Genomic DNA, 26,492 nt, shown 5'->3' on the forward strand with positions numbered 1-26,492 from the left:
GTGCGGTACTGCAATGCGCGCTGCGCCTTCGCAAATACTTAACTTTCAGCGAACAGCGACATCACCGAATCGCCGCGGCGAATCCGCGAGAACGTTTCGGCGAGCAAGCCGGCGCTGCTCAACGAACGGATCTTTGCGCACGAGCGGGCTTCTTCGCCGAGCGGGATCGTATCGGTGACAACGAGTTCGTCGAGTGCGGAAGCTGCAATACGCTCGCCTGCACCGCCCGACAGAACCGGGTGGGTGGCGTAAGCGAACACCTGCTTCGCACCGCGTTCCTTCAAAACCTGAGCTGCCTTGCAGAGCGTGCCAGCGGTATCGACCATGTCGTCCATGATCACGCAGGTGCGGCCTTCGACTTCACCGATGATGTTCATCACTTCGGCAACGTTCGCCTTCGGGCGGCGTTTGTCGATGATCGCGAGATCGCAATTCAGTTGCTTGGCCAATGCACGGGCACGCACCACGCCGCCGACGTCCGGCGAAACGACCAGCAGGTTCTCGTAGTTCTGCTTGCGCAGATCGCCGAGCAGCACGGGCGTAGCGTAGATATTGTCGACCGGGATGTCGAAGAAGCCTTGAATCTGGTCGGCGTGCAGATCCATCGTAATGATCCGCTCGACACCGGCGATTTCCAGCATGTTCGCCACGATCTTCGCCGAGATGGCGACGCGCGCCGAACGCGGGCGTCGATCTTGACGGGCATAACCGAAGTAGGGGATGGCGGCGGTGATCCGGCCGGCGGATGCGCGCTTGAGCGCATCGACCATGATCATCAGTTCCATCAGATTGTCATTCGCCGGCGCGCACGTGGATTGCAGGACGAAGACATCCTTGCCACGCACGTTTTCCTGAATCTCGACCTGGATTTCACCGTCCGAGAAACGGCTAACCATTGCTTTGCCGAGGGGAATACCGAGGATTTTGACGACTTCCTGTGCAAGCGCGGGATTTGCGTTGCCAGTAAAAACCATCAGGCCGTCATGGCTGCTCATCGTGCACCTACTTCAGGCTGGGGGCGAGGGAAATGCGAGAATTTTTGGCAGGGGAGGAAGGAGTCGAACCTTCGAATGCCGGAATCAAAATCCGGTGCCTTAACCAACTTGGCGACTCCCCTACACTAACTTTGAGCTTCACCGAACGAGGGAACGTTCGACGACGCAAAACTTATGACGCGAAAGCAAAGAGTGGATGCTGATCGAGACCTGCAGTCACTGCGCTGTTCCATTCGCTGGGCACTTTGGCTTGCGCCGCTTCTGCTTCAGCTTTACTACGGAACGCTGCAAATACACTTGCACCTGACCCAGACATCCGCGCTGGTGCGATGTTTTCAAACCACCGCAGCACTTGCGCTACTTCCGCGTATTTTCCCACGACAACCTGCTGCATGTCATTGCGGCCAAAACTTTCTGGCCAATCAGTGTTGCAGCTAAGTTCTGCAGGAAAGTCCGTAATTATGAGGGGTTTCGAATCTCTTGTCAACGCTTTTTCGGAAAAAATCGCTGCAGTCGGAACATGAACCCTCGGCGTTACGACCAGGAAATGACGCGGCGGCAATTGTACAACGTCTAAAGCCTCTCCGACACCCTGTGCGAACGCATTTTTCCCAAAAACAAAGAATGGCACGTCCGCGCCGAGTTTCAACGCCAGCGCCTGCAACTCCAGTCGCGGCAAATCGAGTTTCCAGAGACGGTTCAGCGCGAGCAGCGTGGTTGCCGCGTCGGAGCTGCCACCGCCAAGGCCCGCACCCATCGGCAGGCGCTTCTCGATTTCGATATCGACACCCTCGGGCGAGCCGGTATGCGCTTTCAGGAGCGTTGCCGCGCGCACAGTAAGGTCGTGTTCGGGCGGAACGTCGGCGATTTCGGTGCTGCGCGTGATAAGGCCGTCGTCGCGCCGCCTGAAGTGCAGCGTGTCGCCCCAGTCGAGTAACTGGAAGACGGTTTGCAGTGTGTGATAGCCATCCGGGCGGCGCCCGGTGATGTGCAGGAAGAGGTTGAGTTTCGCTGGCGCGAGGCAATCGCGCAGCGAATCGGTCGTTTCAATCATGAGTTAGGGCTACATGCGCCATCGCGACGCGGAAGAAGCGGTAAAGGTTGCGCGAACAGGCGCGACTACTGATCCAGCACGAGCTTGATGTCGAGCGGCGGTTCCGAGCGGCTCAGGTTCAGACGCTTCACGCCGGTGGCCGGTGCATCGGCATAGGCCAGGTAATCGATCGTCCAGCCGTCCTGCATGATCTGCTTCAGGCGCGAGGGCTGCTCCGGATCCTTCTCGGTCCTGGCGCGCGAAGTGGGGGCCGGCGAAGGCTGCAGCCAGTAGCGCAGTCCTTCGACCGGCAGCGCGAAGCCGAGTGCGTTCTGCATGAGTGTCGAGACGTTGTCGGCGGTGAGCGGTTGACGGTTCGGCAGTTCGAGCGTGGCGGACGCCGGCGACGAGGTCACGATCGCCAATGTCTGGCCGAGCGGGTTGCGCAATTGCAAGGTGACCGTATCACCCGTTTCCTGCCAGGTGAAATTGCCGTAAGCATTGCGCTGCTGGCCGTTCTGATCGTTGTACTGGATCGCGAAACGGCCCTGATACGCGCGGCTTGTCTGCGCAGTGACGGCCGTCGCCGCATTCGACGTGGACGGCCCTTGCGGCTTCACCGATGCACAACCGGCCAACGCGACAACCGCTGCCGCTACGAATCCGAGCGCCGCGCCACGCGGCGCCCGGAGGAAGGAGATCAAGCGGGAAAGACGCATCAAAGATCGTTTACCTGAAGGCGTTGCAGCGTTTTGACTAGCGTGTCGTTGTCCGGTTCGAGCTTGCGCGCGTCACGGAAGGCGGCGCGAGCCTGATCCTGCGCGCCGGTTTTCCACAGCACTTCGCCGAGGTGCGCGCCGATTTCGGCGTTCGGCTGGAGGTCGTACGCTTTGCGCAGCAGCTTGATTGCATCTGTCGTATCGCCCATCCGGTACTTGACCCAACCGACGCTGTCCATGATGAAGGCGTCGTTCGGCGCCAGTGACGAGGCTTTCTCGATCAGCTTGTCGGCTTCCGGCAGGCGCTGATTGCGATCGGCCAGCGAATAACCCAGCGCGTTATACGCCTGCGGATTATCCGGCTGCGTCTGGATCAGCTTGCGCAGTTGTGCTTCCATGACATCGTAATGACCGGTCTTTTCGGCGGCCATGGCGTAGTCGTAGGTCAGATCGGGATCGTCGGGGAAGGCCGCCGTTGCTTGTTGCAGGCGTGTTTCCGCCTCCGGGTAGCGCTTCGCGTCGAACAGAATCGCCGCGTCGGTGCGGGCAATCAGCGCCTGGTCGCGCGGGTCGGGCGATTGCAGGCTGGCCAGCAGCTTGCGCGCGTCGTCAGTCTTGCCCTGCTTGGCGAGCAGTTGCGCCCGTGTGATCTGCGCCGGCATGAATTGCTGGCTCGACGGTGAAACCTTGTTCAACCAGTCGGTCGCCGCCGCTTCGTTCTTCTGTTCGAGCGACAGTTGCGCAAGATAGATATACGCCTGGCCCGGATCGGCACCCGGCGTTTTCTCGGCTTGCTGCGCGTACTGGGTCAGGTAGGTTTGCGCGTCGTTGAAATTCTTCTGCTGGATCTTGATCAGCGCGAGCGCCATCAGCGGCGTGAGATCGGCCGCGTTGTTCTTGTGCATGACCTCGAACTGCTTTTGCGCGTCGTCCAGACGGTCGCTCGCGAGATACATCTGGGCGAGCGCGAGACGGGCGTCATGCGATTTCGGATTCTGCTGCACATACTTTTCGAGCGATGCGATGCCTTCCTTGCGCTCCTCCGGACCCATCTGCGACAGCATCAATGCGGCCGGCAAATAGTCGGGCTTGAGCGTGAGCGCCTGTTCGAGCGACTTGCGCGCGCCCGGCGCGTCGTCGGAAACGAGTTGCTGGCGGGCGATAGCCAGTTGCGCTTCCGGCCGGTTCAGGTCGTCTTTCAGCAGATCTTGCAGCACATGCAAACCGCCGATCCGGTTGGGACCGCGCGAGAGCAGCAGTTGCAGCGCCAGAATCGCGCTGCCGCGATTGTCGGCCGGCACTTTCGCGAGTTCTCGCGCGAGGATCGGCGAGGCGTCGTCAGGCTTGCCTGACAATACGAGCAGGGACGCGTCGAGTTGCGCGGCGCGTTCCGAATTCGGCGCATACTGCTGCCACAATTGCGCGGCGGCCAAAGCGTCCGACGGACTTTGCGCGGCCAGCGCGATTTCCGTGGCGCGTTGCGCCATGCGCGGGTCGTGCGTATCGCGTGCGAGCGCGAGGTAGGTTTGATAGGCAGGCGCCGGCTGGTCGCGTTGCAAGGCGACTTCGGCGGCGAGCACCTGGAATACGATCTGGCTGGACAGCGGCACATTCGGCAGCGACTTCTGGTCGTCCGCCGTTGCCGGGCCTAGTGGGTCCGGCAGCGTGACGGAAGTGTCATCCGAGTCGGGCGATGGATCCTGCGCGTGCGCGGGCACGGCAGCCAGTGCCCAGACGGCGAGCGCGGCGGCACCGAGCATACGGCGAGCGGACACGGCGTGCGGCACGCGGAATGCGCTAGCCGGGCGCTTCGAAAACAGCTTCACGAAGGACAAGTTCATGGAAATCCGTTCAATGTTTCGGACGATTGTAACGCGCTCGCTACAATAAGCGCACAACCACTCACGCAAGTTGCACACCAGTTAGACATGCCAGAGTTACCAGAAGTTGAGGTTACCCGAAGGGGAATTGAACCGTATGTGTCCGGGCGCAAGGTTGAACGCGTCGATGTGCGCACGCCCGCGCTGCGTTGGCCGATTCCGGCTGACCTTGCGAAAACCTTGCGCGGCAGCGTGGTGCGCAAGGTCGAGCGGCGCGGCAAGTATCTGCTGTTCGAAATCGATGCCGGCTGGTTCATTGTGCATCTCGGCATGACCGGCACGCTGCGGGTGTTGCGCCATGTGCCGCATCCGCCGGCGGCGGCGAAGCACGACCACATCGACTGGATTTTCGACGAATTCATTTTGCGCTATCGCGATCCACGCCGCTTCGGCGCGGTGCTGTGGCATCCGCGTGAAACCGGCGACGTGCTCGGGCATCCATTGCTCGCGGGGCTCGGTGTCGAGCCGTTTTCGCCGGGTTTTTCCGGCGCGCTGATGCACCGGCTTACGCGCGGGCGCAAGGTGTCGGTGAAGCAGGCGTTGCTGGCGGGGGAGATCGTGGTCGGGGTGGGTAATATCTACGCATCCGAAAGCCTTTTTCGCGCCGGTATCCGGCCCGCCACCGCGGCGGGTCGGGTCTCGCTCGTGCGCTACGATTTGCTGGCGGACGCGGTCCGCGTCACGCTCGCCGCCGCGATCGAGAAGGGTGGCAGCACGCTGCGCGATTTCGTCGGCAGCGATGGCGAAAGCGGTTACTTCCAGCTCGACTATTTCGTCTATGATCGCGCGGGGCTGCCATGCCGTGTGTGTGGAACGCCGATCAAACAGATCGTGCAGGGGCAGCGCTCCACGTATTTTTGTCCCACCTGCCAGCGCTAATTTTCAATGCCATCTCGCTTACGCCCGTCTGCTCCGTCCGTTGCTCCAGCTTTCCCGCTTATGTCTGATTTTTCCGCGCGGCTGATTGCGTGGCAGCGCCAGCATGGCCGTCATGATCTGCCATGGCAGAACACGCGTGACCCATATCGCATCTGGCTGTCGGAAATCATGCTGCAGCAGACGCAGGTATCGACGGTGATTCCGTACTACGCAAAGTTTCTTGCGCGTTGTCCGGATGTCGCCTCGCTTGCCGCCGCGCCGGCGGACGATGTGATGGCGTTGTGGGCCGGCCTCGGTTATTACTCGCGCGCGCGCAATCTGCACCGCTGCGCGCAGGTGGTCGTCGAACAGCATGGCGGCGCGTTTCCCGCATCTGCCGATGAACTCGCGGAATTGCCTGGCATCGGCCGCTCCACGGCAGCGGCGATTGCCTCGTTCGCGTTCGGCGCGCGGGCCACGATTCTCGACGGCAACGTGAAGCGCGTACTGGCACGCGTATTCGGCGTCGAAGGTTTTCCAGGCGAAAAGAAAGTCGAGAATGCGATGTGGACGCTGGCGGAATCGCTGCTGCCGTCCAATGCATCGGAAGATGAGGTCAGTGCATACACGCAAGGTCTGATGGACCTCGGCGCAACCTTGTGCGTGCGCGGCAAGCCGGATTGTCTGCGCTGTCCGTTCGCCGTCGACTGCGTGGCCAACGTAACCGGACGTCAGCGTGTACTGCCTACAGCAAGGCCAAAGAAGGCTGTGCCGACGCGCCGCACATGGATGCTGGTGCTGCGCGACGGCAATGCCGTGATGCTGGAAAAGCGCCCGCCGTCGGGCATCTGGGGCGGTTTGTGGAGCCTGCCCGAAGCCGCCGACGAAGCCGCGCTCGCCGAACGTGCGCGCGCCTTCGGTGGCGACGGAGCGGCTTCGCCGCTCGCACCGCTCACGCATGTTTTCACGCATTTCAAGCTGGATATCGAGCCGCGGCTGGTTGAACTGGATCGCGGCGCGGGTGCATTCTCGGCGCTAGGCGACGCGGATACCGCATGGGTCCCACTGAGCGATCTTGACTCTTTCGGCGTGCCTGCGCCGGTGCGCAAACTGCTGGACGGCTTGCAGGGCTCGTTGATCTAGGCAATCACAGCAAAACGCACGTCACATCAAAGCAGTTGATGCTGCTGCATATAGTGATGAACCACGTCGATTCGCGCGCCTGCGTCTTGCAATTCCATTAGTTTCTGTCGTGCGCGAAGGGCGATCGGCAGCACTTCCGCGAGCCGGTTCGATACCCATGACGGATCTTCGAGCCTGAACGGCTCAGCGAACGGCAAGCTATCGGGATCCCGCTCGCGAATCGTAGCGATAATCCGTTCGAGCACTTCCGCGCACGCGCCAAATTTGGCCAGTTGCTCATTACCCTCGAGCGGGATGTCTTCTCCAAGCGGCTCGGCCATGCCTACGAGCAAGCCACTCGCCTCCACACGATGCGACAGCAGGCGAAATCGTCGCGTGCCTCGTGCTCGAATCAGCAGCATGCCGAACGCTTCGACATCGCACTCTTCGATTTCGGCGAGACAGCCAATTGCTTCGGGGACCGAAGGCTCTTCGGCGCGTGCCACTTCGGCGCCGCTCTTCAGCAGACACACGCCGAACGGCGTCTTGTCACGCAGACAGTCGCGCGCCATGTCGAGGTAGCGCGCTTCGAAGATTTTCAGTGGCAGCAGTCCATCGGGAAACAGCACCGTATGCAGCGGAAACAGCGGCACATCGGCAAGCACAGTAGAAGAAGACATGGCGCAACGCTTCGAGTTGAGGCCGCGCGACGCGGCCGGTTAAGCCACTAACTTCGATGATTCGCCGATGGGAACCGGCGCATCGCGGTGCCGCACAATGACATTCGCCGACGTTGCGAGACGCGCGGCAAGCGTCTCCGCAATAAACACCGAGCGGTGCTGGCCGCCCGTGCAACCGATCGCGACTGTCAGGTAACTACGATTGTCGTCGCGGAAATGCGGAAGCCATTTGACGAGGAATTTCTCGATGTCGTCGATCATTTCATGCACGACCGGCAGCGCGTCGAGAAAATCCATCACCGGTTTGTCGAGACCCGTGAGCGGACGCAACTCATGATCGTAGTACGGATTCGGCAGCGTGCGTACATCGAAAACAAAATCGGCGTCGAGCGGCACGCCACGTTTGAAACCGAAGGACTCGAACATCAGCACGAGCCCCGCATCTTCCTGTTCGATGAAGCGCTTCACCCATGCACGCAGCACATTTGCGCGCAGATTGCTGGTGTCGATCTGATGGCCAAATTCGGCGAGTCCTGCCACGAGTTCGCGTTCGCGTTCAATTGCTTCGGCGAGCGACGTCAACAAGCCGACGTCCGCATCATGCGCGGTGGAGCCGGACAGCGGGTGGCGGCGGCGCGTTTCGGAGAAGCGTTGAATCAGCGACTGCGTGCTTGCGTTCAGGAAGAGCACCCGGACGTCGTGGGCGCGCGACAGATCGCGGATCATCGCGGGCATTTCGTCGAGCGAAGCGCTCGAGCGCGCGTCAATGGCGACCGCGAGGCGCTCCTGGCCATCGTCGGCGAGATAGTTGGCCAGTTGCGGCAAAAAACGCGGCGGCAGATTGTCGACGCAGTAATAACCTGCGTCTTCTAGCGCGTTCAGGGCAACTGACTTGCCGGAGCCGGAAATACCGGTGATCAGGATTATGCGCATGGGGTCGTGAAATCCGTACAGTTCATCATAGCATCTGGTCCCCGCGCGCGTGCCGCTGTAGCCGCCATTCGCGGCTCTGGCACGGCGCCGCGGAGTGTCGCGGATTCAGATCAATTTGCCGGGAAACTGGCTGTCCGGGTCCTGCATGGCCAGACGCTGGCGATCCATGAAGTCGCGCAGCGTATCGATGCCGCGTAGTTGCAGGATCGTGTTGCGCACGGCCGCTTCAACCAGCACGGCGAGGTTGCGGCCGGCCGCAACCTGAATCGTGACTTTGCTGATCGGCAAGCCGAGCACGTCGACGGTTTGGCTTTCCAGCGGCAGCCGCTGGAATTCGCCGTCGGGGCGGCGCACCAGTTGCACGATCAGTTTCAGCTTCATTTTGCGGCGTACCGCGGTTTCACCGAAGATCGTCTTGATGTCGAGCAGGCCGAGGCCGCGTACTTCGAGCAGATTCTGCAGCAGCGGCGGGCAGCGTCCTTCGACGAAATCCGGGCCGAGGCGCACGAAATCCACTGCGTCGTCGGCGACGAGGCCGTGGCCGCGGCTGATCAGTTCCAGCCCGAGTTCGCTTTTGCCGAGCCCGGAATCGCCGGTGAGCAGCACACCCATGCCGAGAATGTCGAGAAACACACCGTGCAGCGTGGCACGCGGCGCAAGAATGCGCGACATGTAGAGGCGCAAGCTGTCGATCACCGCGGCGGCGGACATGGGGGTGGTGAACAGCGGTGTGGACGAGCGCGTGCAGCGCAGCACCAGTTCAGGGGGCGCCGCGACGCCGCCTGCCACCACCAGAAATGGCGGCTCCAACGCGATCAGCTCGGCCATGTGGCGCGAGCGGTCTTCGTCGGTTTGGCGCTTGTAGTAGTCAATTTCAGCGTCGCCGAGTACCTGGATCCGGTTTGGGTGGATCAGATTCAAGTGGCCGACGAGGTCGGCGCTCGACGTGGCATTGGCGACCGATTCCGAAGAAAAGCCGCGCTCCCAGCCTTCATGCCCCGTCAGCCAGCTCAGCTTCAGCGTGGCGGCGTTGTCGTCGAAAATGCTCTGGGCGTTGATGCTGGACGTATCCATGAGTCAGTGACTCCAGTGTGGGCCGCTTGCCGGGCAAAGGGTGGCGCTAGCGCGGACCGTTTTCCTTGCCCAACTCTACCCGCACGCCGGCGGGTAACCCGCTGCATGAGCAGGTGGATAAGCAGGCGGGTAAACGGCGCGCGGACAATCGCCGATGCATCAAGGTTGCCACTGAGTGAGCAGGCGATGCAACGATTCGCGGTCTTCTTCCGTGTGCAGGCGCTCGCGGGTCTCACGGTCGGACAGCAACTGGGCGATTTCCGAAAGGATTTCGAGGTGTTGCTGGGTGGCCTGCTCGGGCACGAGCAGGAAGATCAGCAGCGAGACCGGCTGGCCGTCGGGCGATTCGAAGGGGATGGGTTCAGCGAGCCGGACGAACGCGGCGAGCGGTTGCTTCAAGCCTTTGATCCGGCCATGCGGAATCGCGACGCCTTCGCCCAGCCCCGTCGATCCGAGGCGCTCGCGCGCAAACAGATTGTCAGTGACCGTGCTACGGGCGATGCCGTTCTGGTTCTCGAAGATCAGGCCCGCTTGCTCGAATACGCGCTTCTTGCTGGTGACCGATAGTCCGACGACGACGTTCTCGAGGGGAAGAAATTTGGCTAAACGATTCATGTTGACAGGCGAAAACGTGGCCTGGGTTCTCCTCGCTGGGGCGTTTGAGTGGTGTTCCATTCGTTTGATGCTCACGGAAGACGTGCGTTGGAGTCCGAAAGCACAGGACTCCGGCAGACCGATTTCCGTATGAGCTAGCTTGACCCCGATGGTAACCGGAACATTATAGAACAGGGTAGCCACGGATGGTGCGGCGCGCCATCCATGCTTCATGGGTTTCTTTGCCGGATTGATCCGACTTGTGCCGCGGGGTGAGAAAGCTGCCCGAAAACGAAAAACCGCCCGGTTTCGGGCGGTTTGGCTGGGTAAATAACGGCAAATGGGAAAAAGCGAAGGAATGTGAAAAAAGCCTTCTAATCTTCCTTATTGCGGCGGCACGTCCAGTAGCGGCGCCGGCTGGTACTTGATCGCGTCATGCTGATGGCCTTGCAGGCGATCTTTATGGCGTATCACTTGCCTGTCGAGCTTGTCGATCATCAGATCGATTGCAGCGTAGAGGTCGCTGTCACAACTCTCGACGAAGATATCTTTACCCTTGAGATGCAGGTTGATTTCAACCTTTTGACGCTTTTCCTTTTCCTTGTGGTTGTCGACCGAGAGGACCACACTGCCGTCGATGACCTGATCGAAATGTCTTAGCACCCTATCCAGTTTGGTGATCACGTATTCGCGCAACGCAGGCGTTACTTCGAGGTGGTGTCCACTGATCTGCAGATTCATAGTGCTTCTCCAAGCTAGAGGCCGCTTGTTCCGCACGATGACGAAGGTCCGGTCGATCTGTCGGCTTGCCTGAGTCGCCCCCCGGTGACTGACTTCTGGCAGGTCGCATCGGCCGGCCTGTCCGCCAACTGCGGAGCGGCCGGTAAATGCCCGTCGCGGGAGGCGGCGGGCTACAGAGACTTGCGCAGGTTGACTGCCGGAATCTTGAGGGCCTCGCGATATTTCGCCACGGTACGCCGTGCGACCACGAAGCCCTGTTCCGCCAGCAGTTCGGCTATGCGGCTGTCTGAAAGAGGAGATTTCGGGTTTTCCGCTCCTATCAGTTGCTTGATGAGCGCGCGAATAGCCGTGGAAGAGGCCGCGCCGCCCGTGTCAGTCGAAACGTGTGATCCGAAGAAGTACTTAAATTCAAGCGTCCCGAATGGGGTCAGCATGTATTTACCGGTTGTCACACGCGAGACAGTTGACTCGTGTAGGCCCAGCGTATCAGCAATTTCTCGCAAAACCAAGGGGCGCATGGCAATTTCGCCGTGCACAAAAAAGCTCTTTTGACGCTCGACAATAGCCTGTGCGACCCGCAGGATCGTCTCGAACCGCTGCTGGATATTTTTGATCAGCCAGCGTGCTTCCTGCAGTTGCTGGCGCAACGATCCACTGCCCGGATCGCCGCGGTTATTGCGCAGGATATTCGCGTACAGATGATTGATGCGCAGCTTCGGCACCACTTCCGGATTGAGTTCCGCCTGCCAGCCCTGTGCCGTTTTGCGCACCATGATGTCCGGCACCACGTAGTCCGCTTCGGCCTTGCCGTACGCAGCGCCCGGAAACGGCTCGAGCGAGCGGATCAGAATATGCGCATCGCGCAGATCGTCGTCGTTCGCCTTCAGATGCTTGCGCAGGCGCGTGAAATCACGTGCCGCGAGCAGTTCCAGATGATGGGCGACGATGTCGAGCGCAAGCGTGCGGGTAGGCGACTGCTCGAGCCGCAGCAATTGCAGCTTGAGACATTCAGACGCGGAACGCGCGCCAACGCCTGCCGGATCGAAGCTGTGCAGCAACGCCAGCGCGGCATTCATTTCGTCGAGATCGACTTCGAGCTCATCGGGCAGATCGGTCAGCACTTCTTCGAGCGTGGCGGCAAGATAGCCGTCGTCGTCGAGCGATTCGATCAGGAAGGTGATCAGCGCGCGGTCGCGCTGGCTCGCCTGGGTGACGCGAAGTTGCGCCATCAGGTGATCGCGCAGCGAGGTGCTCGATTCGTGGATTTGCAGCGGCGGCAGATCGTCGTCGTCCGACGCATTGCCGGAGCGGCCGTAATCGTCGAGATTCCATTGCGACGCATCGCCGTTGCCGTCGCTCGCGAGGCCGTTGTATTCGTCTACACCCTGCGGTTCGCCGTTCTCGGCACGCTCGCTGCTGCTGGTGGACGAAGACGACGTATTGCCGCCCATCTGGTCGGACGGTGGCGAGGAATTGGGCGCCTGGGCGATCAATGAACCGTCGGCCGCCACGCGCAGGGGGCTCGCGATCCAGTCGTCCTCGTTCTCGAGGAGCGGATTCTGCGAGATCGCCATTGCGACTTCCTGCTGCAGTTCGAGCGTGGACAGCTGAAGCAGCCGGATGGACTGCTGCAGTTGCGGGGTCAGCGCAAGATGCTGCGATAGGCGGAGTTGGAGGCTGGCTTTCATGGCAAGTTGAGATTCATTGTAGAGAGTTTGCCACGACCGCGATACATTGCGACATTCGCAATTACGCGTGCGCCCGTTTTCGGCGGCGCTGGGCGCGGGACGGCCCAGGTCAAAAATGCTGATGTGCGGATGCCGCAAAGGATCCGGCGCAGGCGCGCTCGCGCCCCCGGTAATCCCTTGGGCACTTACATGCGGAAGTGTTCGCCCAGATAGACGCGCCGCACGCTTTCGTTTTCGATGATTTCGCTCGGCGCGCCGGCGGCCAGCACACTGCCGTCGCTGATGATGTAGGCATGGTCACAGATGCCGAGGGTCTCGCGCACGTTGTGGTCGGTGATCAGCACGCCGATATTACGCTGCTTCAGAAATTTAACGATCTTCTGGATTTCCAGCACCGCGATCGGATCGACGCCCGCGAACGGTTCGTCGAGCAGAATGAAGCTCGGATTGGTGGCCAGCGCGCGGGCGATTTCAACCCGCCGGCGCTCGCCGCCGGACAGCGACAGCGCCGGATTCTCACGCAGGTGAGCGATCTGCAGTTCGTCGAGCAAGGCCTCGGTGCGGTTCGTGATGGTGTCCTTGCTGAGCCGCTTGCCGTTGTCTTCGTACTGCAATTCCAGCACCGCGCGAATGTTTTCCTCGACGGTGAGCTTGCGGAACACCGACGCTTCCTGCGGCAGATACGACAGGCCCAGCGACGCGCGCTTGTGAATCGGCAGCAGGCTGATCGATTTGCCGTCCAGATCGATCTCACCCGCATCGAGCGGCACGAGGCCGACGATCATATAGAACGAGGTGGTCTTGCCGGCGCCATTGGGGCCGAGCAGGCCGACTACTTCACCGCTTTTCACGTCGAGCGAGACGTCCTTGACGACGGTGCGCGAGCCGTAACGCTTCTTCAGGTTGCGGACCACCAGCGAACTGCTGGTGCCGGCCGGTTTGCGATTAGGGAGGGAGGCGGAGGAGCTCACTGGTTCGGTGCTCCCTGGATCGTGGTGGACGGCGCGAGTGTGGCAGACGCGCCGTTCAGCGGCGCGGGGCCGCCATTGCGCGGCGACAGCATCGCGCGCACGCGGCCGGTCGGATTGCCCGGGCCCGCTACGTCTTTACCCGCCTTCGCGGTGTAGAAGTCGTTCTGGCCGTCATAAGTGATGACGCTGCCGTGCACCTGATCCATCACCGTCGAAAGACCTTGCAGGCGTTTCACGGTGGCGTTGGTGGTGAGCGTGGTCAGATCCTGCTTGCCGTCGTAGTCGATACGAACCGCGGTGCCTTCGATGTATTCGTCGAGGCCTTCGCGTTTCTGGCGGAAATACGACAGATTGCCGCCGCTCGACGTGCCGGTGGCGTACTGGTAGCCCTGCGGGTCTTGCGTCACTTCGACCCGGTCGGCCTTGATCACGATCGTGCCTTTGGTGGCGACCACGTGGCCGGTGAAGATGTTGACCTGTTTGAGGTCGTCGTAAGTCATGTTGTCCGCTTCGACGTTCAGCGGCTTGTCCTTGTCGGCGCGGTCGGCGTGCGCAAGCGGCGCGAAACCGGCGAGCGGCAACGCGACGAGCAGCGCAGCGAGTCCGGCGCGGCACGCGGACAGGGTACGCGCGCGGCCGGTGTCAAAACGGGGGAACGATTCGTTCATGCAGTCACGCCTGGAATGGATTACCCGGGTTGCTTGGGCGAGCTGGCGGAGCCTTCAGACGCGGCAATCGCGCCCTTCACATTGCCGAACAGCTGCATCACCCGGGTGACGTTGTTGTAATTCATGCCGCTGGCAGTCATCACCGACATGCCGCGCTGAAGTTTAACCGGCTTTTCGGTCTCGATCACATCGTCGTTGACCAGCACCCTAAAATGCTGCGAATCTGCTTGCATCTGCGGATCGCCGTTGCCGGCGGCCCGCACGATGCGCGCGTTGTTGTACAGATTGACGATCGAGGCGTCGGCGTTCACCGTGCCGGTGTCGCCGGTCGCGGTGACGATCGGCTTGCCGGGCTGGAACGCGCGCATGGCCGGCTTGACCAGATCGCTCAGCTCGTCATCCTCGTAATGGATCAGGGACTGGGCGGTCAGCCGGTACTGCGTCGAGCCCGACTGGTCGAGTTCGGACACTGAGAAATTGTCCGCGAAGTAGTCGGGCGTGTGCTCCTTGGGGCGCACCAGGCTTTCGTTCGGCCGCGGCAGCGTGGCTTGCAGCAGCCACCACGTAATGCCGGCGAGCGCCGCCATCGCGACGAGCGGAATCAGCGAGGTCCAGCGAAACTGATTCATCCGACGAGGCCCCGCTGTTCGCCGCTGCAGGCCGCCGCGAGCAACGCTTCATATTTGTGCTGCGCACGCAGCAGGGTGTCGCAGACTTCACGCGCCGCCCCATGGCCGCCGCGTGCCTCGCTGACCCAATGGGCGCGGGCAATCACTTCAGGATGCGAATTGGCCGGCGCCGCCGCGAACCCGACCTTCAGCATCACGCCGAGGTCGACCCAGTCGTCGCCCATATAGCCGCATTGTTCCGCCGTCATGCCGGTTTGCTTGAGCAGGTCGGCGAACGCCTGGGGTTTGTCTTGCACACCCTGATAGACGTGGGTGATATTCATTTCCTTTACCCGCGCCGCGACGATGCCCGACTTGCGCCCGGTGATGATCGCCGTTTCGATGCCGGCCTCGCGCAGCAGTTTCATGCCGTGGCCGTCCATGGAGTTGAACGCCTTCATCGTGTCGCCTTCCGCCGTAAACAGCAGGCCGCCGTCGGTCAGCACGCCGTCGACGTCGAAAATCATCAGCTTGACGCGGCTCGCGCGTTCGGTGGCGGTAAGGGGGGCGACGGGCATCAGATCACCTTCTTCGAGAACAGGTCGTGCATGTTGAGTGCGCCGATCAGCTTGCCTGCTTCGTCGACGACCAGCATCTGATTGATACGGTGGCGCTCCATCAGTTCCACGGCTTCCACGGCAAGTTGATCCGGACCGATGGTGCGCGGGCCGGCGGTCATCACCGAGGCAATCGACAGTTCGCGGAAATCGCCGTCGCGTTCGAGCACGCGGCGCAGGTCGCCGTCGGTGAAGATGCCGGTCACGCGATCGTCGCGATCGACGATCGCCGTCATGCCCATGCGCTTGGCGGTCAACTGGAACAGCGCGTCGCGTACGGTGGCGTCGGGCGTTACTTTCGGCACCTGGTCGCCGGTGCGCATCACGTCGCGCACATAAGTGAGCAGGCGCCGGCCGAGCGCGCCGCCCGGATGCGAGCGCGCGAAGTCGTCGCGGCCAAAGCCGCGCGCGTCCAGCACGGCGACCGCGAGCGCATCGCCGAGCGCGAGCGCGGCGGTGGTGCTGGCAGTCGGCGCAAGATTCATCGGACAGGCTTCTTTTGACACGCCAGAATTCAGATGCACGTCGGCCAGTTGTGCGAGACTCGATGACGGGCGGCCCGTCATTGCAATCAGCTTCGCGCCGAGCCGCTTGATGAGCGGCAGGATCGCCACGAGTTCTTCAGTTTCACCGGAATTGGACAGCGCGAGGAACACGTCGTCTGCGGTCACCATGCCGAGGTCGCCGTGGCTCGCTTCCGCCGGGTGAACGAAGAACGCCGGTGTGCCGGTGCTGGCGAGCGTGGCCGCGAGCTTGCGAGCCACGTGGCCGGATTTGCCGATGCCGGAAACGACAACGCGCCCACGGCAACCCAGGATGAAGTCGACCGCCCCGACGAAACCCTCGTCGAGTTGATCGCAAAGCGCGCGCACGGCGTCCGCTTCGATGTCGAGCACGTCGCGAGCGAGCGCGAGTGCCCGGTCGCCATTGATTTTCGCTATCATTCGCGGAGTATAGCAAAGGCGCTTGTTCGCCGCGCCGGGCCTGCTGTGCCAAGCCATTGCCTTTATTGCTGTTTTTAACGGCCCCACAACCTTGTCGCACGGCGTTTGGCGTGCGCGGTTCCGCTGACGAACGAGGACGCTTTACCGATGCGTTTTTGCCGATGATTTCCCCGCTCGAAATGACGCTGTTCCTGCTGCTTGCATCGGTGGCGGGCGTGGTGATCTTTCGCTTTCTGAATCTTCCGCCGATGCTCGGCTATCTGACGGTCGGCATCGTCGTCGGGCCGCATGCGTTCGGTCTGGTTCCGGATTCGGTGGGCGCGCAGAACCTGGCCGAATTCGGCGTCGTGTTTCTGATGTTTTCCATCGGGCTGGAGTTTTCGCTGTCCAAGCTGCGCTCCATGCGCCGGCTCGTGTTCGGCCTCGGCCTGTTGCAGGTGATCGGCACGATTGCCGTGGCGGTCACGCTCGGTTTTGTGCTGGAGCGCTGGGTGCATATCACATGGCAGGCGAGCGTGGCGCTGGGAGGCGCGCTGGCGATGTCGTCGACGGCGATCGTGAGCAAGATGCTGGCCGAGCGGCTCGAGATCGAAACGGAGCATGGCCGCAATATCTTCGGTGTGCTGCTGTTCCAGGATCTGGCGGTGGTGCCGCTGTTGATCGTCATTGCGGCGCTGGGCGGCGATTCGAAAGATCTCGCCAGCGCGCTCGGGGTGGCGGCCATCAAGATCGTCGTGGCGTTGGCCTTGCTGCTGATCGTGGGGCAGCGCTTCATGACGCGCTGGTTCAACGTGGTGGCGCGGCGCCGTTCGCAGGAACTGTTCATTCTCAATCTGCTGCTGGTCACGCTCGGCGCGGCATTCATCACGGACAAATTCGGCTTGTCGCTCGCGCTCGGCGCGTTCATCGCCGGGATGTTGATCGCCGAAACACCGTACCGGCATCAGGTGGAAGAGGACATCAAACCGTTTCGCGACGTGCTGCTCGGCCTCTTTTTCATCACGACCGGCATGCTGCTGAATCCGCGCGTGATCTGGGACCATCCGTTCATCGTGCTCGGCTTTCTGCTCGGCCCGATTCTGCTGAAGGCGGTGATGGTGACCGGGCTTTCGCGCCTGTTCGGTGCGTCGCCGGGCGTCGCGATGCGCACCGGTATTGGCCTCGCGCAGGCCGGCGAGTTCGGTTTCGTGCTGCTAAACCTGATTCTCGACAAGCATCTCGTCGACGCGACCCTGTTGCAGGCGATTCTCGCCGCGATGCTGCTCTCGATGCTGGCCGCGCCGTTCCTGATCCAGAACGCGGATCGAATCGTGCTGCGGCTGTCGTCGACTGAATGGATGATGCAGTCCCTGCAGATGACGCGTATCGCGACGCAGAGCCTGAAGCAAAGCGGTCACGTGATCATCTGCGGTTACGGCCGGGCCGGGCAGAATCTGGCGCGCATGCTGGAGCACGAGGGGTTGTCGTACGTCGCGTTGGACCTGGACCCCGATCGCGTGCAGGCCGCGGCGGCGGCGGGTGAATCGGTGGTGTTCGGCGATGCGGGGCGGCGCGAATCGCTGCTTGCGGCCGGTATCCATCGCGCTGCGGCGATCGCGATTACCTACGCGAACACGCCGTCGGCTCTGCGTGTGCTACACAATATCCACGAGCTGGAACCCACGCTGCCGGTGATCGTTCGTACCGTCGACGACGCCGATCTGGAAAAGCTGCTGGCCGCCGGCGCGACCGAGGTGATTCCCGAAATCGTCGAGGGCAGCCTGATGCTGGCTTCGCATACGCTGGTGCTAATGGGTGTGCCGATGCGGCGCGTGGTGCGGCGGGTCGAGGAAATGCGTGACGAGCGCTATGCGCTGTTGCGCGGCTATTTCCATGGCGCGGACGACGTCGAAGACGACGACGGCCACGAACAGGTGCGGCTACAATCGGTGCCGGTCGACGAAAACTCGGACGCCGTGGGCCGCACGCTGGCGGAACTGGGCCTGTTCGATCTGGGCGTCGAGGTGACGGCAATCCGGCGGCACGGCATTCGCGGCGTCGAGCCGGACCCGTCCACCAAGCTGCGCGCGAGCGACATTGTGGTGCTGCGCGGTCTGCCCGAACGGCTGGCCGAAGCCGAAGAGCGGCTTTCGAAGCATCGCCGGGCGGGTGCGGCCGCAGCCTAGCGCGTAAGGTCGGCGTGGCATGATCTCGCCGGTTGGCGTTGCGTGGGCAGCCATGCCTGCGCCGGCCGCACCTGAATTGGCATTTCATCGGACCTGTCGAGGTCCATCCGGAGACATCATGTCCAACGCGTTCGCGAGCGCGCCGCTCGATGCGGCCGACTACATCAAAAGCCACATCCGCACGGTGTCCGACTGGCCGCAGCCGGGCGTGCAGTTTCGCGACATCACGCCGCTCCTGCAGGAGCCGAAGTCGCTACGCGTGCTGATCGATCTGTTCGTTCAACGCTATATCGACGCGAAGCTCGACTACGTCGCCGGGCTGGATGCGCGTGGCTTCATCATCGGGCCGATTCTGGCTTACGAGCTGAACCTCGGCTTCATTCCGATCCGCAAGCAAGGCAAGCTGCCGTACAAGCGGGTCGCGCAGTCGTATGAGCTCGAATACGGCACCGCGACCGTCGAGATTCACGAGGACGCCTGCAAGCCGGGCGACCGTGTCGTGATCGTCGACGATCTGATCGCCACCGGCGGCACCATGATGGCCGGCAAGATCCTGCTCGAGCGGCTGGGCGCGGTGGTGGTAGAGGGCGCGGCGATTATCGATCTGCCTGAACTCGGCGGCTCGGCTCTGCTGCGCAGCGGGGGCCTGCCGCTTTATACCGTGACTGAATTCAGCGGCCACTGATCGCCGCATGCGAACTTCTTCCTGCACATAAAGAAGGTAAGAAAGATGCCCAACTTCCTGTTGTTCCTCGCGACTTCGATCGCTATTACGATGGCGCCCGGCCCCGACAATCTGCAAGTGCTCGCGCGCGGTATCTCGCAGGGGCGTGCGGCCGGCCTCGTCGCCGCGCTCGGCTTTGCGGCCGGCATCACATTCCACACCACCCTCGCCGCGCTTGGCGTGGCCGCGCTGCTGCGTTCGTCGCCGGTTGCGTTTGAAGTGATCAAGCTGGCCGGCGCCGCGTACCTGGTCTGGATCGGCATCAAGGCGCTGCGCAGCCAGGGTCTCGCCACCGCGCATGAACGCGCGCCGCAACCGTTGATGGCGGTATTCCGTCAGAGCGTGCTCGGCAATCTGCTGAACCCGAAGGTGACGTTGTTCTTCGTCGTGTTCCTGCCGCAGTTCGTGCAACCGCACGGCACGCAAAGCGTCACGGTGCAGATGCTTGAACTCGGCGTGCTGTTCATGTTGCAGACCGTGGTGGTGTTTTCGCTGTTCGGCGTGTGCGCGGGGATGATCGGCGGCTGGCTGAAGCGTCGGCCACGCGTGGGCGTGTGGCTCGATCGGCTCGCGGGTGCGACCTTCATCGCGATTGGGATTCGTGTCGCCTTGCGTGATTGATGCGAGTGAGGCCGCTGAAGTGGCTGAATGAATGACTGAATAAGCGGCCGGGCGAACGCCGGCAACCGGGCGCGCCAGAAGAACAGTTTGGAGTTTTGAATGACTTTGCCTTGCATCACCGCCGCGCGCCGCTTCGACGCCCGCGCGCATTTGCCGTTCTGGATCGATGCCGAACAGGTTGGCTGGATCCGCTCGACCGATGTGCCCTTGCTCGCGCGCTGGCCCGATGTGTTTGAAATCGACGGTAGGCGCGTGGTGCTCGCATCGGTGTTCAACACCGTCGATCTGCGCAGCGCGGCGCTCGGTTCCGTGATAGGCGCGCTTGCCGCCGAGGGTCGTATTCCCGGCTGGCGCAACGAGACCTACGCGATCCGTAATGCATTCGATGCGCCGCCGCTCGCGTACATCGAACGCGCGGCGTCGCGCTTCTTTGGCGTGATGACCTACGCGGTGCATCTGAACGGCGTCGTAGAATACGCAGATGGCGCCTCGCGGACGGCCGCCCCGCAATTGTGGATCGCGCGCCGCAGCGACACCAAGGCAACCGACCCGGGCATGCTCGACAATGTCGTGGCAGGCGGGATCGGCTGGGGCTTTGGCGTCGAGGCGACAATCGTCAAGGAGTGCTGGGAAGAAGCCGGCATTCCCGAGGAGATTGCCGCGCGCGCCACGGCCGGCCGCACCGCGCACGTGCTGCAATCGTTGCCGGAAGGCACGCAGGCCGAGCAGATTTTTATCTACGACCTCGCGCTGCCGGCCGATTTCGCGCCGCGCAACCAGGACGGGGAAGTGGGCGAACATAGGCTCGCGCGCATCGACGAAGTGGCGGCCTGGATCGAGGAAGGCGCGATGACTGTAGATGCGAGTCTCGCCACGTTGGACTGCTTGCTGCGCCGCCGCTGGATCGACGAGGACGCCTGTCAGGGCATCGAGACCTTGTTCGCGCCGCCGGTGCTTGTATAGCGATCAGCGCGGGTCGGGCGCCGATGTGACGACCAGACTGCGTCGCGCCCAGGCAGCACCTTGCATCGAGCAGAGCACACCGAATACATCACGCACTGAAGAAGGGAGTCACCCAGGTCATGTCGACCGATCACAGCTTTATCCTCAAACTGTCGTGCGCCGACCGGCCCGGCATCGTCCACGCGGTTTCGGGCTTTCTGTTCGAGCGTGGCAGCAATATTCTCGACTCCGCGCAGTTCGGCGACGGCCGTACCGGCGAGTTCTTCATGCGCGTGCATTTCCAGCAGGTGGGCGGCGATCCGGGTCTGGACGCGTTGCGTACGTCGTTCTCGACGCTGGCTGAGCAGTTCGGCATGCGTTGGGAGATGCACGATGCGTCGGTGAAGCCGCGCGTCGTCATTATGGTGTCGAAGATCGGTCATTGTCTGAACGATCTGTTGTTCCGCTATCGCACCGGTCAATTAGGTATCGAGATTCCGGCAATTATCTCGAACCACAAGGAGTTTTATCAGCTCGCGGCCAGTTACGATATTCCGTTCCATCACTTCCCGCTGCTGGGCGGCACGCCGGACGCGAAGGTTGCGCAGGAAGCGCGCGTGCTCGAAGTGATCAACGAGCATCAGGCCGATCTGGTGGTGCTCGCGCGCTACATGCAGATTCTGTCGCCGCAACTGTGCGAATCCCTCGCCGGCCGCGCGATCAACATTCACCATTCATTCCTGCCGAGCTTCAAGGGTGCGAAGCCGTATTACCAGGCGTTCGACCGCGGCGTGAAGCTGATCGGTGCAACCGCGCACTACGTGACGACGGATCTCGACGAAGGTCCGATCATCGAGCAGGAAGTGGAGCGGGTCGATCACAGCATGACGCCGGAGCAACTGACGGCGATCGGCCGTGACGTCGAATGCGTGACGCTCGCGCGTGCGGTGAAGTGGCACGTCGAGCACCGCGTCGTGTTGAACGGCAGTAAGACGGTGGTGTTTCGTTAACAGCGGATCAGGACCGCATCGCGGTCCCGCCCGCGTTCCGCGCGCCCTGTGCGAGCCGTGCGTTTTGTGCCGAACGGCGGCGCGCATTCAGTTTCTTCAGCCAGATCAGCAGTCCCGTTGCGCTCAGCACGGCGACTGCAATCCCCATCGCGCTAATCACAATCCGCCCGCCGAGACCGAGGATGCGTCCTGAGTGCAGCGGGAATTGCACCTGCATGAAGATGTCGCCGGCGGTGCCCTTGCCGGGAATCTGCGCGCCTAGCGGTTTGCCAGTGGCCGCGTCCCAATACATCCACGGATTGCCGAGGCCGAGATCGCCGTGATCGTTGCCCGGCGCGTAGAAGCCGACGCCGTACGCGTGCAGGAGTTCCGCGTAGTAGACGCCGCCCGGCGGCACCGTCAGGTTCTGTGCTTTGCCGGCTTGCTCGGCCAGTTGAACGATGCGCTCCCGGCTCAGGACCTGATCGCCGGGCTGAGGTTTGCGCAGGATCTCGGGGTTGTTGATCGGATCAGGCGTGAGCGTCGAGAACATCGACACGACGGGCCGAACGACCGGTGCCGACAGATTCATCGACACGGACGTCAACGCGACGATCACCAGCAGGCCCCAGATCCACACGCCGCCTGAGCGGTGCAGATCGAAGGTGAGCGCATAGCTGCCGCGCCCGAAGCGAAACGCGAACGACTTGCGCCATGCCTTGAAGCTCGGAAACGACAGCCATAGCGCAATCACGCTATCGAACAGCCACACGATCCCGACAATGCCCATCAGCCACGTGCCGGTATCGATACCGCCGGTGAACGGCAAGTGCAGCGTGTAGTGCAGCTTGTAGATGAACGGAATCAGATTGAGCGGCGCGAGCGAAACGGCGCCCCATTCACGGCGACCTTGTATGGCGCCGGTGGCGGGGTCGACGGCGATCTGATTGAAGTCGAGCGGGTAGGGCTGCTGCGTGGCAGGGTTGGTGCGCGGCAGCACCATCATTTGCAACGTGTGACCAGGTTCAGCGATGAGCGGCAGATAGGTCACCTGCAGACGCGGATCAGCCGCTTCGACGCGACGTGCCAACTCGAGACCAGACAGCGCCGGGCCGGCGGTGCGCGCCTTGAAGAAGGACGGGTTCAGCGCCGCATCGAGTTCGTGATCCCACGCGATGATCGCGCCAGTCAGGCCGGCAATGAACAGAAACAGCGCAATGGCGATACCGAACCAGCGGTGCAGGCGGACGAGTTGCCGCCTCATAGCTGAGTCGGCGAAAAGCGGCGGGGAGTCTGAAGAAATATCACAGCAAAGGCGTAGTGCAAATGGGAATTGTTCTCATCTTATGGAATCGTGCCGCCGACTGCAAGTTTCTCGTAAGTACGTCGCAGCGATGCCAAGGCAGCGCGCTCGCTCACACCGTGTGAACCACTTTCTGGTATGGCTTTCAGCCCGAATTAGCATCGCATGTGCGACAAAATGTCGCAGCTTAAAGCTTACAATTAGCATAATTTTTCGGCATCATCGCGGCCATTATTGAATGGGAATGATTCTCATTTGAATGGTTTTCTTAGAAAAATCGGAATCAGCGATGAGCGTAAAGAGCGGGGTAAAGCAGTCGAAGAAACGGTTGATGGTGCGGCCATTGCACGTGGCGGCGTGTCTGGCATTTGCGGCGAGTCATGGGGCGTGGGCGCAACAGGCGTCCGTCACCCAGGGGACGCCGGACGTAAGCGAAAAAGCGCTGCCGACTGTCAAGGTCACAGCGACGCAAGACACGGCGCAGCACCTGAAAGAAGACGTGAGCAGTGGGGCGCTCGGCGCGCGCTCGCAACTCGACACGCCGTTCTCCACCACCGTGGTCACCAGCGAAGAATTGCAGGACCGCCAGCCGTCCAAACTCGGCGATGTCTTCGCCACCGACGCCTCCGTAACCGACAACGGCAACGCTTACAACGCATGGGCCACCTATGTGACGGTGCGCGGTATGCAACTCGACTGGCAGTCGGGCTTCAAGATCGACGGTCTGCCCTTTAACAGCTATGGCATCACGATGCCGTACGAGCAACTCGAAAAAGTGGAACTGCTGAAGGGGCTGACTGGTTTCATGTACGGCTTCGGCGCACCGGGTGGCGTGGTCAACTACGTGACGAAGAAACCGCCGGTTTCGACCACACCGATACGCAGCATCGACATCGGCTATCAGAGCGCCGGCGTGTGGAGCGAACATGTCGATCTTGGTGGCCGCGTCGGCCCGAACGGCATGTTCGGCTACCGCCTGAACGCGACGCACGAAGAAGGCAAGACGTACAACGAAGGTAATGTGCGGCGCGACTCCGTGTCGCTGGCACTCGATGCCCGTATCACCCGTGACCTCAAGGCGAGCTTCGGCGCGCTGTATCAGGAGCGTCATTCGAGCGGCATTACCGGCGCGATCTCGACGGCGCAATATCCGGGCACGAGCTTGCCGCGCACGTTGAGCGGCGGCACGGGCGACCTCTCCGGTCCCGACCAGCATCTGAACACGAATGTTCAGCTCTACACCGCCGGCGTGCAGTACAACCTGAGCCCGGACTGGACGCTTAACGCGACCTATAGCTACAGCAAAAGCTCGCGTGACCGCAACGAGAGCACGTACTACCTGCTGAACAGCGCGGGCGATTACACGGATAGCCGTTTCGCCGGCAAGGAAGGGCATCAGATGAGCTTGTGGCAGGTGTCGGCGGAGGGCAGCGTCAAGACCGGGCCGTTCCAGCATCAGCTCGTATTCGGCGCGGCTTATCAGCGGCAAACCAACGACTACGGCGCGAACAGTTTCTTCGGCCAGCTCGGCACGGGCAACCTTTATCAGCCGAACACCAATACCTTCGACAGCGCACCGAATTACTACACGTATCGCAACAGCGACATCACGCAAAAGGCCCTGTTCGCGAGCGATACGATCCAACTGACACAGCGCTGGTCGGTGCTCGGCGGCGTGCGTTATACGAACTACGAACAACACGGTTATTCGACTACCGGCGCAACCACGTCGAGCTACAGCCAGAACGGAGTCGTGACGCCGACCGTCGCGCTGATGTTCAAACTCGCGCCGACCACCACGCTGTACACCAGCTACGTCGAATCGCTGGAAGCGGGCAGCATCGTGGGCGATACGTACGCGAACCGTGGGGTGCAGCTCAAGCCGTTGCGCAGCAAGCAGTACGAAGTCGGGATCAAGAGCGAGCACGCGCGCTGGAGCGCGACGGCCGCGCTGTTCCGGATCGAACGCGGCTCGGAATACGCAAACAGTGCGAACGTCTTCACGCAGGACGGTCAATCGATCTTTCAGGGCGTGGAGTTCGGTGGCGACGTGCGTCTGGGCTCGAGCTGGAATGTCGGCGGCGATCTCATGTGGATCAACACGAAGTACGAAAAAGGCGCGGCAAATAACGGCAATCGCGTGGCCGGCGCGCCGCAGTTCGTCGTGGCGGGTCATGCGGCTTACTCGGTGCCGTATGTGCCGGGCTTACGCATCGGCGCCGATGCAAAATTCACCGGCAACACCAACGTGCGCCCAAGCGCCAGTCTCAATGCGCCGGGCTACCTGCTGGTCAATCTCGGTGCGAGCTATGCCACGCGTATCGGTGGCTACGACGTGACGTTTCGCGCGGCGATCGACAATCTGCTCAATCGCCGCTACTGGCAATATCAGTATGCGGACTACGTGACGCCGGGCGATCCGCGCACGCTTTCATTGAACGCGCGCATCGACTTCTGAGCGTAAAAAAAGCGGCCAGCAGGGGCCGCTTTTTTTGTTTGCTGCTGCCTGCTCACACCAGCCGCAGATAAATCAATTCCCGCTTGATGTACGCATAGAAGATCGGCGCCGCGACCACGCCGGGGAGGCCGAACGCGGCTTCCATCACGAGCATCGCGATCAGCAATTCCCACGCGCGCGCCTCGATCTGGCCGCCGACGATGCGCGCATTCAGGAAGTATTCCAGCTTGTGGATCACGATCAGGAATATCAGCGACATGATCGCCGCCGGAAAGCTCACCGAGAGCGCCACCGCGACAATGATCGTATTCGAGATCAGATTGCCGATCACCGGCAGCAAGCCGGCGATAAACGTCACCAGCACCAGCGTCTTGGAGAGCGGCAAGGTGTCGTGAAATAACGGCAGGATCACCAGCAGGAAGATGCCGGTGAAAACCGCGTTGATCGCGGAAATCTTGACCTGAGCGAAGACGATGCGGCGGAAGGCGTCGGCGAAACGGGTCACGCGTGTGACGAACGCCGTGGATAGCGGCAGCCGTTGCATATGCTTCTGCGCCCCGACCGCGATGATCGCACCGATGATCATGCCGATCAGGATGTGCGTGAAGCCGCGCGCCGCGGTTTTGCCGCTTTGCTGCAGCATGTTCGCGTGCGTTTGCATTAGCTCGGTCGCTTTCGTCTTCATCTGCTCGGTGTCGACCGGCAGATAGTTGGCGATGAATTGCGGAATCCGGCCGCGCGCCTCGTCGATCAACTGCATTGCCTGGTCGAGCAGTTTCTGCACGCTCGGCACGTCGCTCTCGAAATGCTCGATGATGCCGAGCGTCAGCCCTGTCAATGCGCCGACTATCACGGCCGAGAGAATCACCACCGCGAGCCAGCGTGCGCGCTGGCTCGACATATGCCGCTCGATGCGCGGCGCAATGGTATGCACGAGTTGATACACGAGCAGCCCGGCCAGCAAGGCTCCGAGCAACCGCAGTTCGATGACCGCCCACATTCCGATCAGCATCAGCACGTAACTGCCGATTTCGACTGCCGACAGCTTCGGCAGGCTCATGTCGCTAGTCAGCCTGACCGGGCGTGGGCGTAGGTCCTGCACTTCCCCGTCGTCGCGCGCCTGATTCCGCTTGGCCATGGCTTATTCCGTCTCCAACCCGTGTTG

25 protein-coding genes and 1 tRNA gene are annotated in these 26,492 nt (G+C 61.9%); 8 read left to right on the forward strand and 18 right to left on the reverse strand.

The window, feature by feature from the left end; all coding sequences use genetic code 11:
* Nucleotides 1-38: 38 nt before the first annotated feature.
* From GH665_RS01755 to GH665_RS01775, 5 genes are all read right to left on the reverse strand, one after another.
* On the reverse strand, nucleotides 39-995 hold the full coding sequence (locus GH665_RS01755) for a ribose-phosphate pyrophosphokinase (RefSeq protein WP_028199080.1): 957 nt from the start codon (nucleotides 993-995) through the stop codon (nucleotides 39-41).
* Nucleotides 996-1,040: 45 nt separating this feature from the next.
* Nucleotides 1,041-1,117, reverse strand: a tRNA-Gln gene (locus GH665_RS01760).
* A 50-nt stretch (nucleotides 1,118-1,167) separates the two neighbouring features.
* Nucleotides 1,168-2,049, reverse strand: coding sequence for a 4-(cytidine 5'-diphospho)-2-C-methyl-D-erythritol kinase (gene ispE / locus GH665_RS01765; protein ID WP_153134423.1), 882 nt, complete (start codon nucleotides 2,047-2,049; stop codon nucleotides 1,168-1,170).
* A gap of 65 nt (nucleotides 2,050-2,114) precedes the next feature.
* Nucleotides 2,115-2,747 carry a lipoprotein insertase outer membrane protein LolB gene (lolB, locus tag GH665_RS01770; RefSeq protein WP_153134424.1) on the reverse strand — a complete coding sequence of 211 codons (633 nt, stop codon included), beginning with the start codon at nucleotides 2,745-2,747 and terminating at the stop codon, nucleotides 2,115-2,117.
* The gene (locus GH665_RS01775) at nucleotides 2,747-4,588 is read right to left on the reverse strand and encodes a tetratricopeptide repeat protein (protein WP_153134425.1); all 1,842 of its coding nucleotides are present in this window, start codon (nucleotides 4,586-4,588) and stop codon (nucleotides 2,747-2,749) included. Before GH665_RS01775 ends, lolB begins: the two co-directional genes overlap by 1 nt.
* 87 nt (nucleotides 4,589-4,675) lie before the next feature.
* Here GH665_RS01775 and mutM point away from each other — a divergent pair, with 87 nt between their 5' ends.
* Nucleotides 4,676-5,506 carry a bifunctional DNA-formamidopyrimidine glycosylase/DNA-(apurinic or apyrimidinic site) lyase gene (gene mutM / locus GH665_RS01780; protein ID WP_153134426.1) on the forward strand — a complete coding sequence of 277 codons (831 nt, stop codon included), beginning with the start codon at nucleotides 4,676-4,678 and terminating at the stop codon, nucleotides 5,504-5,506.
* Nucleotides 5,507-5,512: 6 nt separating this feature from the next.
* The gene (gene mutY / locus GH665_RS01785; protein WP_408273362.1) at nucleotides 5,513-6,628 is read left to right on the forward strand and encodes an A/G-specific adenine glycosylase; all 1,116 of its coding nucleotides are present in this window, start codon (nucleotides 5,513-5,515) and stop codon (nucleotides 6,626-6,628) included.
* A 26-nt stretch (nucleotides 6,629-6,654) separates the two neighbouring features.
* Here the strand turns inward: mutY and GH665_RS01790 are convergent, their stop codons facing one another.
* The 11 genes from GH665_RS01790 to kdsD form a co-directional block, all read right to left on the reverse strand.
* The gene (locus tag GH665_RS01790; protein WP_028199086.1) at nucleotides 6,655-7,287 is read right to left on the reverse strand and encodes an LON peptidase substrate-binding domain-containing protein; all 633 of its coding nucleotides are present in this window, start codon (nucleotides 7,285-7,287) and stop codon (nucleotides 6,655-6,657) included.
* Nucleotides 7,288-7,326: 39 nt separating this feature from the next.
* Nucleotides 7,327-8,220, reverse strand: coding sequence for an RNase adapter RapZ (rapZ, locus tag GH665_RS01795; RefSeq protein ID WP_028199087.1), 894 nt, complete (start codon nucleotides 8,218-8,220; stop codon nucleotides 7,327-7,329).
* 105 nt (nucleotides 8,221-8,325) lie between these two features.
* Nucleotides 8,326-9,294, reverse strand: coding sequence for an HPr(Ser) kinase/phosphatase (gene hprK, locus GH665_RS01800; protein ID WP_007179412.1), 969 nt, complete (start codon nucleotides 9,292-9,294; stop codon nucleotides 8,326-8,328).
* Nucleotides 9,295-9,453: 159 nt separating this feature from the next.
* On the reverse strand, nucleotides 9,454-9,969 hold the full coding sequence (locus GH665_RS01805) for a PTS sugar transporter subunit IIA (RefSeq protein ID WP_153138168.1): 516 nt from the start codon (nucleotides 9,967-9,969) through the stop codon (nucleotides 9,454-9,456).
* 303 nt (nucleotides 9,970-10,272) lie between these two features.
* Nucleotides 10,273-10,629: a ribosome hibernation-promoting factor, HPF/YfiA family gene (gene hpf, locus GH665_RS01810; RefSeq protein ID WP_028199089.1), complete on the reverse strand. Its 357-nt coding sequence runs from the start codon at nucleotides 10,627-10,629 to the stop codon at nucleotides 10,273-10,275.
* A 170-nt stretch (nucleotides 10,630-10,799) separates the two neighbouring features.
* Complete coding sequence (locus GH665_RS01815; RefSeq protein WP_153134428.1) at nucleotides 10,800-12,317, reverse strand: RNA polymerase factor sigma-54; 1,518 nt, start codon at nucleotides 12,315-12,317, stop codon at nucleotides 10,800-10,802.
* A gap of 185 nt (nucleotides 12,318-12,502) precedes the next feature.
* Nucleotides 12,503-13,288 (reverse strand): LPS export ABC transporter ATP-binding protein, encoded by a 786-nt coding sequence (gene lptB / locus GH665_RS01820; protein ID WP_028199091.1) that lies wholly within the window; start codon nucleotides 13,286-13,288, stop codon nucleotides 12,503-12,505.
* Nucleotides 13,285-13,956, reverse strand: a complete 672-nt coding sequence (gene lptA / locus GH665_RS01825) for a lipopolysaccharide transport periplasmic protein LptA (protein WP_028199092.1) — start codon at nucleotides 13,954-13,956, stop codon at nucleotides 13,285-13,287. Before lptA ends, lptB begins: the two co-directional genes overlap by 4 nt.
* Nucleotides 13,957-13,976: 20 nt before the next feature.
* The gene (gene lptC / locus GH665_RS01830; RefSeq protein ID WP_153134429.1) at nucleotides 13,977-14,585 is read right to left on the reverse strand and encodes an LPS export ABC transporter periplasmic protein LptC; all 609 of its coding nucleotides are present in this window, start codon (nucleotides 14,583-14,585) and stop codon (nucleotides 13,977-13,979) included.
* The gene (locus GH665_RS01835; protein ID WP_030099919.1) at nucleotides 14,582-15,142 is read right to left on the reverse strand and encodes a KdsC family phosphatase; all 561 of its coding nucleotides are present in this window, start codon (nucleotides 15,140-15,142) and stop codon (nucleotides 14,582-14,584) included. Before GH665_RS01835 ends, lptC begins: the two co-directional genes overlap by 4 nt.
* On the reverse strand, nucleotides 15,142-16,125 hold the full coding sequence (gene kdsD / locus GH665_RS01840) for an arabinose 5-phosphate isomerase KdsD (protein WP_153134430.1): 984 nt from the start codon (nucleotides 16,123-16,125) through the stop codon (nucleotides 15,142-15,144). Before kdsD ends, GH665_RS01835 begins: the two co-directional genes overlap by 1 nt.
* Before the next feature lie 161 nt (nucleotides 16,126-16,286).
* On the opposite strand from kdsD, the gene GH665_RS01845 reads away from it, so the two are divergent.
* The 5 genes from GH665_RS01845 to purU all read left to right on the forward strand — a co-directional run bounded on the left by GH665_RS01845 (nucleotide 16,287) and on the right by purU (nucleotide 21,587).
* Nucleotides 16,287-18,290, forward strand: a complete 2,004-nt coding sequence (locus tag GH665_RS01845; protein ID WP_153138170.1) for a monovalent cation:proton antiporter family protein — start codon at nucleotides 16,287-16,289, stop codon at nucleotides 18,288-18,290.
* 118 nt (nucleotides 18,291-18,408) lie between these two features.
* Nucleotides 18,409-18,975: an adenine phosphoribosyltransferase gene (locus GH665_RS01850; protein ID WP_153134431.1), complete on the forward strand. Its 567-nt coding sequence runs from the start codon at nucleotides 18,409-18,411 to the stop codon at nucleotides 18,973-18,975.
* 45 nt (nucleotides 18,976-19,020) lie between these two features.
* Nucleotides 19,021-19,635, forward strand: a complete 615-nt coding sequence (locus tag GH665_RS01855) for a LysE family translocator (protein ID WP_120297566.1) — start codon at nucleotides 19,021-19,023, stop codon at nucleotides 19,633-19,635.
* A 99-nt stretch (nucleotides 19,636-19,734) separates the two neighbouring features.
* A complete protein-coding gene (locus tag GH665_RS01860; RefSeq protein WP_153134432.1) occupies nucleotides 19,735-20,598 on the forward strand; it encodes an NUDIX hydrolase in 864 nt (287 codons plus the stop codon).
* 119 nt (nucleotides 20,599-20,717) lie between these two features.
* Nucleotides 20,718-21,587 (forward strand): formyltetrahydrofolate deformylase, encoded by an 870-nt coding sequence (gene purU / locus GH665_RS01865; RefSeq protein WP_153134433.1) that lies wholly within the window; start codon nucleotides 20,718-20,720, stop codon nucleotides 21,585-21,587.
* A 7-nt stretch (nucleotides 21,588-21,594) separates the two neighbouring features.
* Here purU and GH665_RS01870 read toward each other — a convergent pair whose 3' ends face one another.
* Nucleotides 21,595-22,830: a PepSY-associated TM helix domain-containing protein gene (locus tag GH665_RS01870; protein ID WP_153134434.1), complete on the reverse strand. Its 1,236-nt coding sequence runs from the start codon at nucleotides 22,828-22,830 to the stop codon at nucleotides 21,595-21,597.
* A 328-nt stretch (nucleotides 22,831-23,158) separates the two neighbouring features.
* On the opposite strand from GH665_RS01870, the gene GH665_RS01875 reads away from it, so the two are divergent.
* Nucleotides 23,159-25,327: a TonB-dependent siderophore receptor gene (locus GH665_RS01875; RefSeq protein WP_153134435.1), complete on the forward strand. Its 2,169-nt coding sequence runs from the start codon at nucleotides 23,159-23,161 to the stop codon at nucleotides 25,325-25,327.
* 52 nt (nucleotides 25,328-25,379) lie between these two features.
* On the opposite strand, the gene GH665_RS01880 is transcribed toward GH665_RS01875, so the two are convergent.
* The gene (locus GH665_RS01880) at nucleotides 25,380-26,465 is read right to left on the reverse strand and encodes an AI-2E family transporter (RefSeq protein ID WP_153134436.1); all 1,086 of its coding nucleotides are present in this window, start codon (nucleotides 26,463-26,465) and stop codon (nucleotides 25,380-25,382) included.
* Between the last annotated feature and the right edge of the window lie 27 nt (nucleotides 26,466-26,492).

The sequence above is a fragment of the Paraburkholderia agricolaris genome (genome assembly GCF_009455635.1).
Taxonomy (GTDB): Bacteria; Pseudomonadota; Gammaproteobacteria; order Burkholderiales; family Burkholderiaceae; genus Paraburkholderia; species Paraburkholderia agricolaris.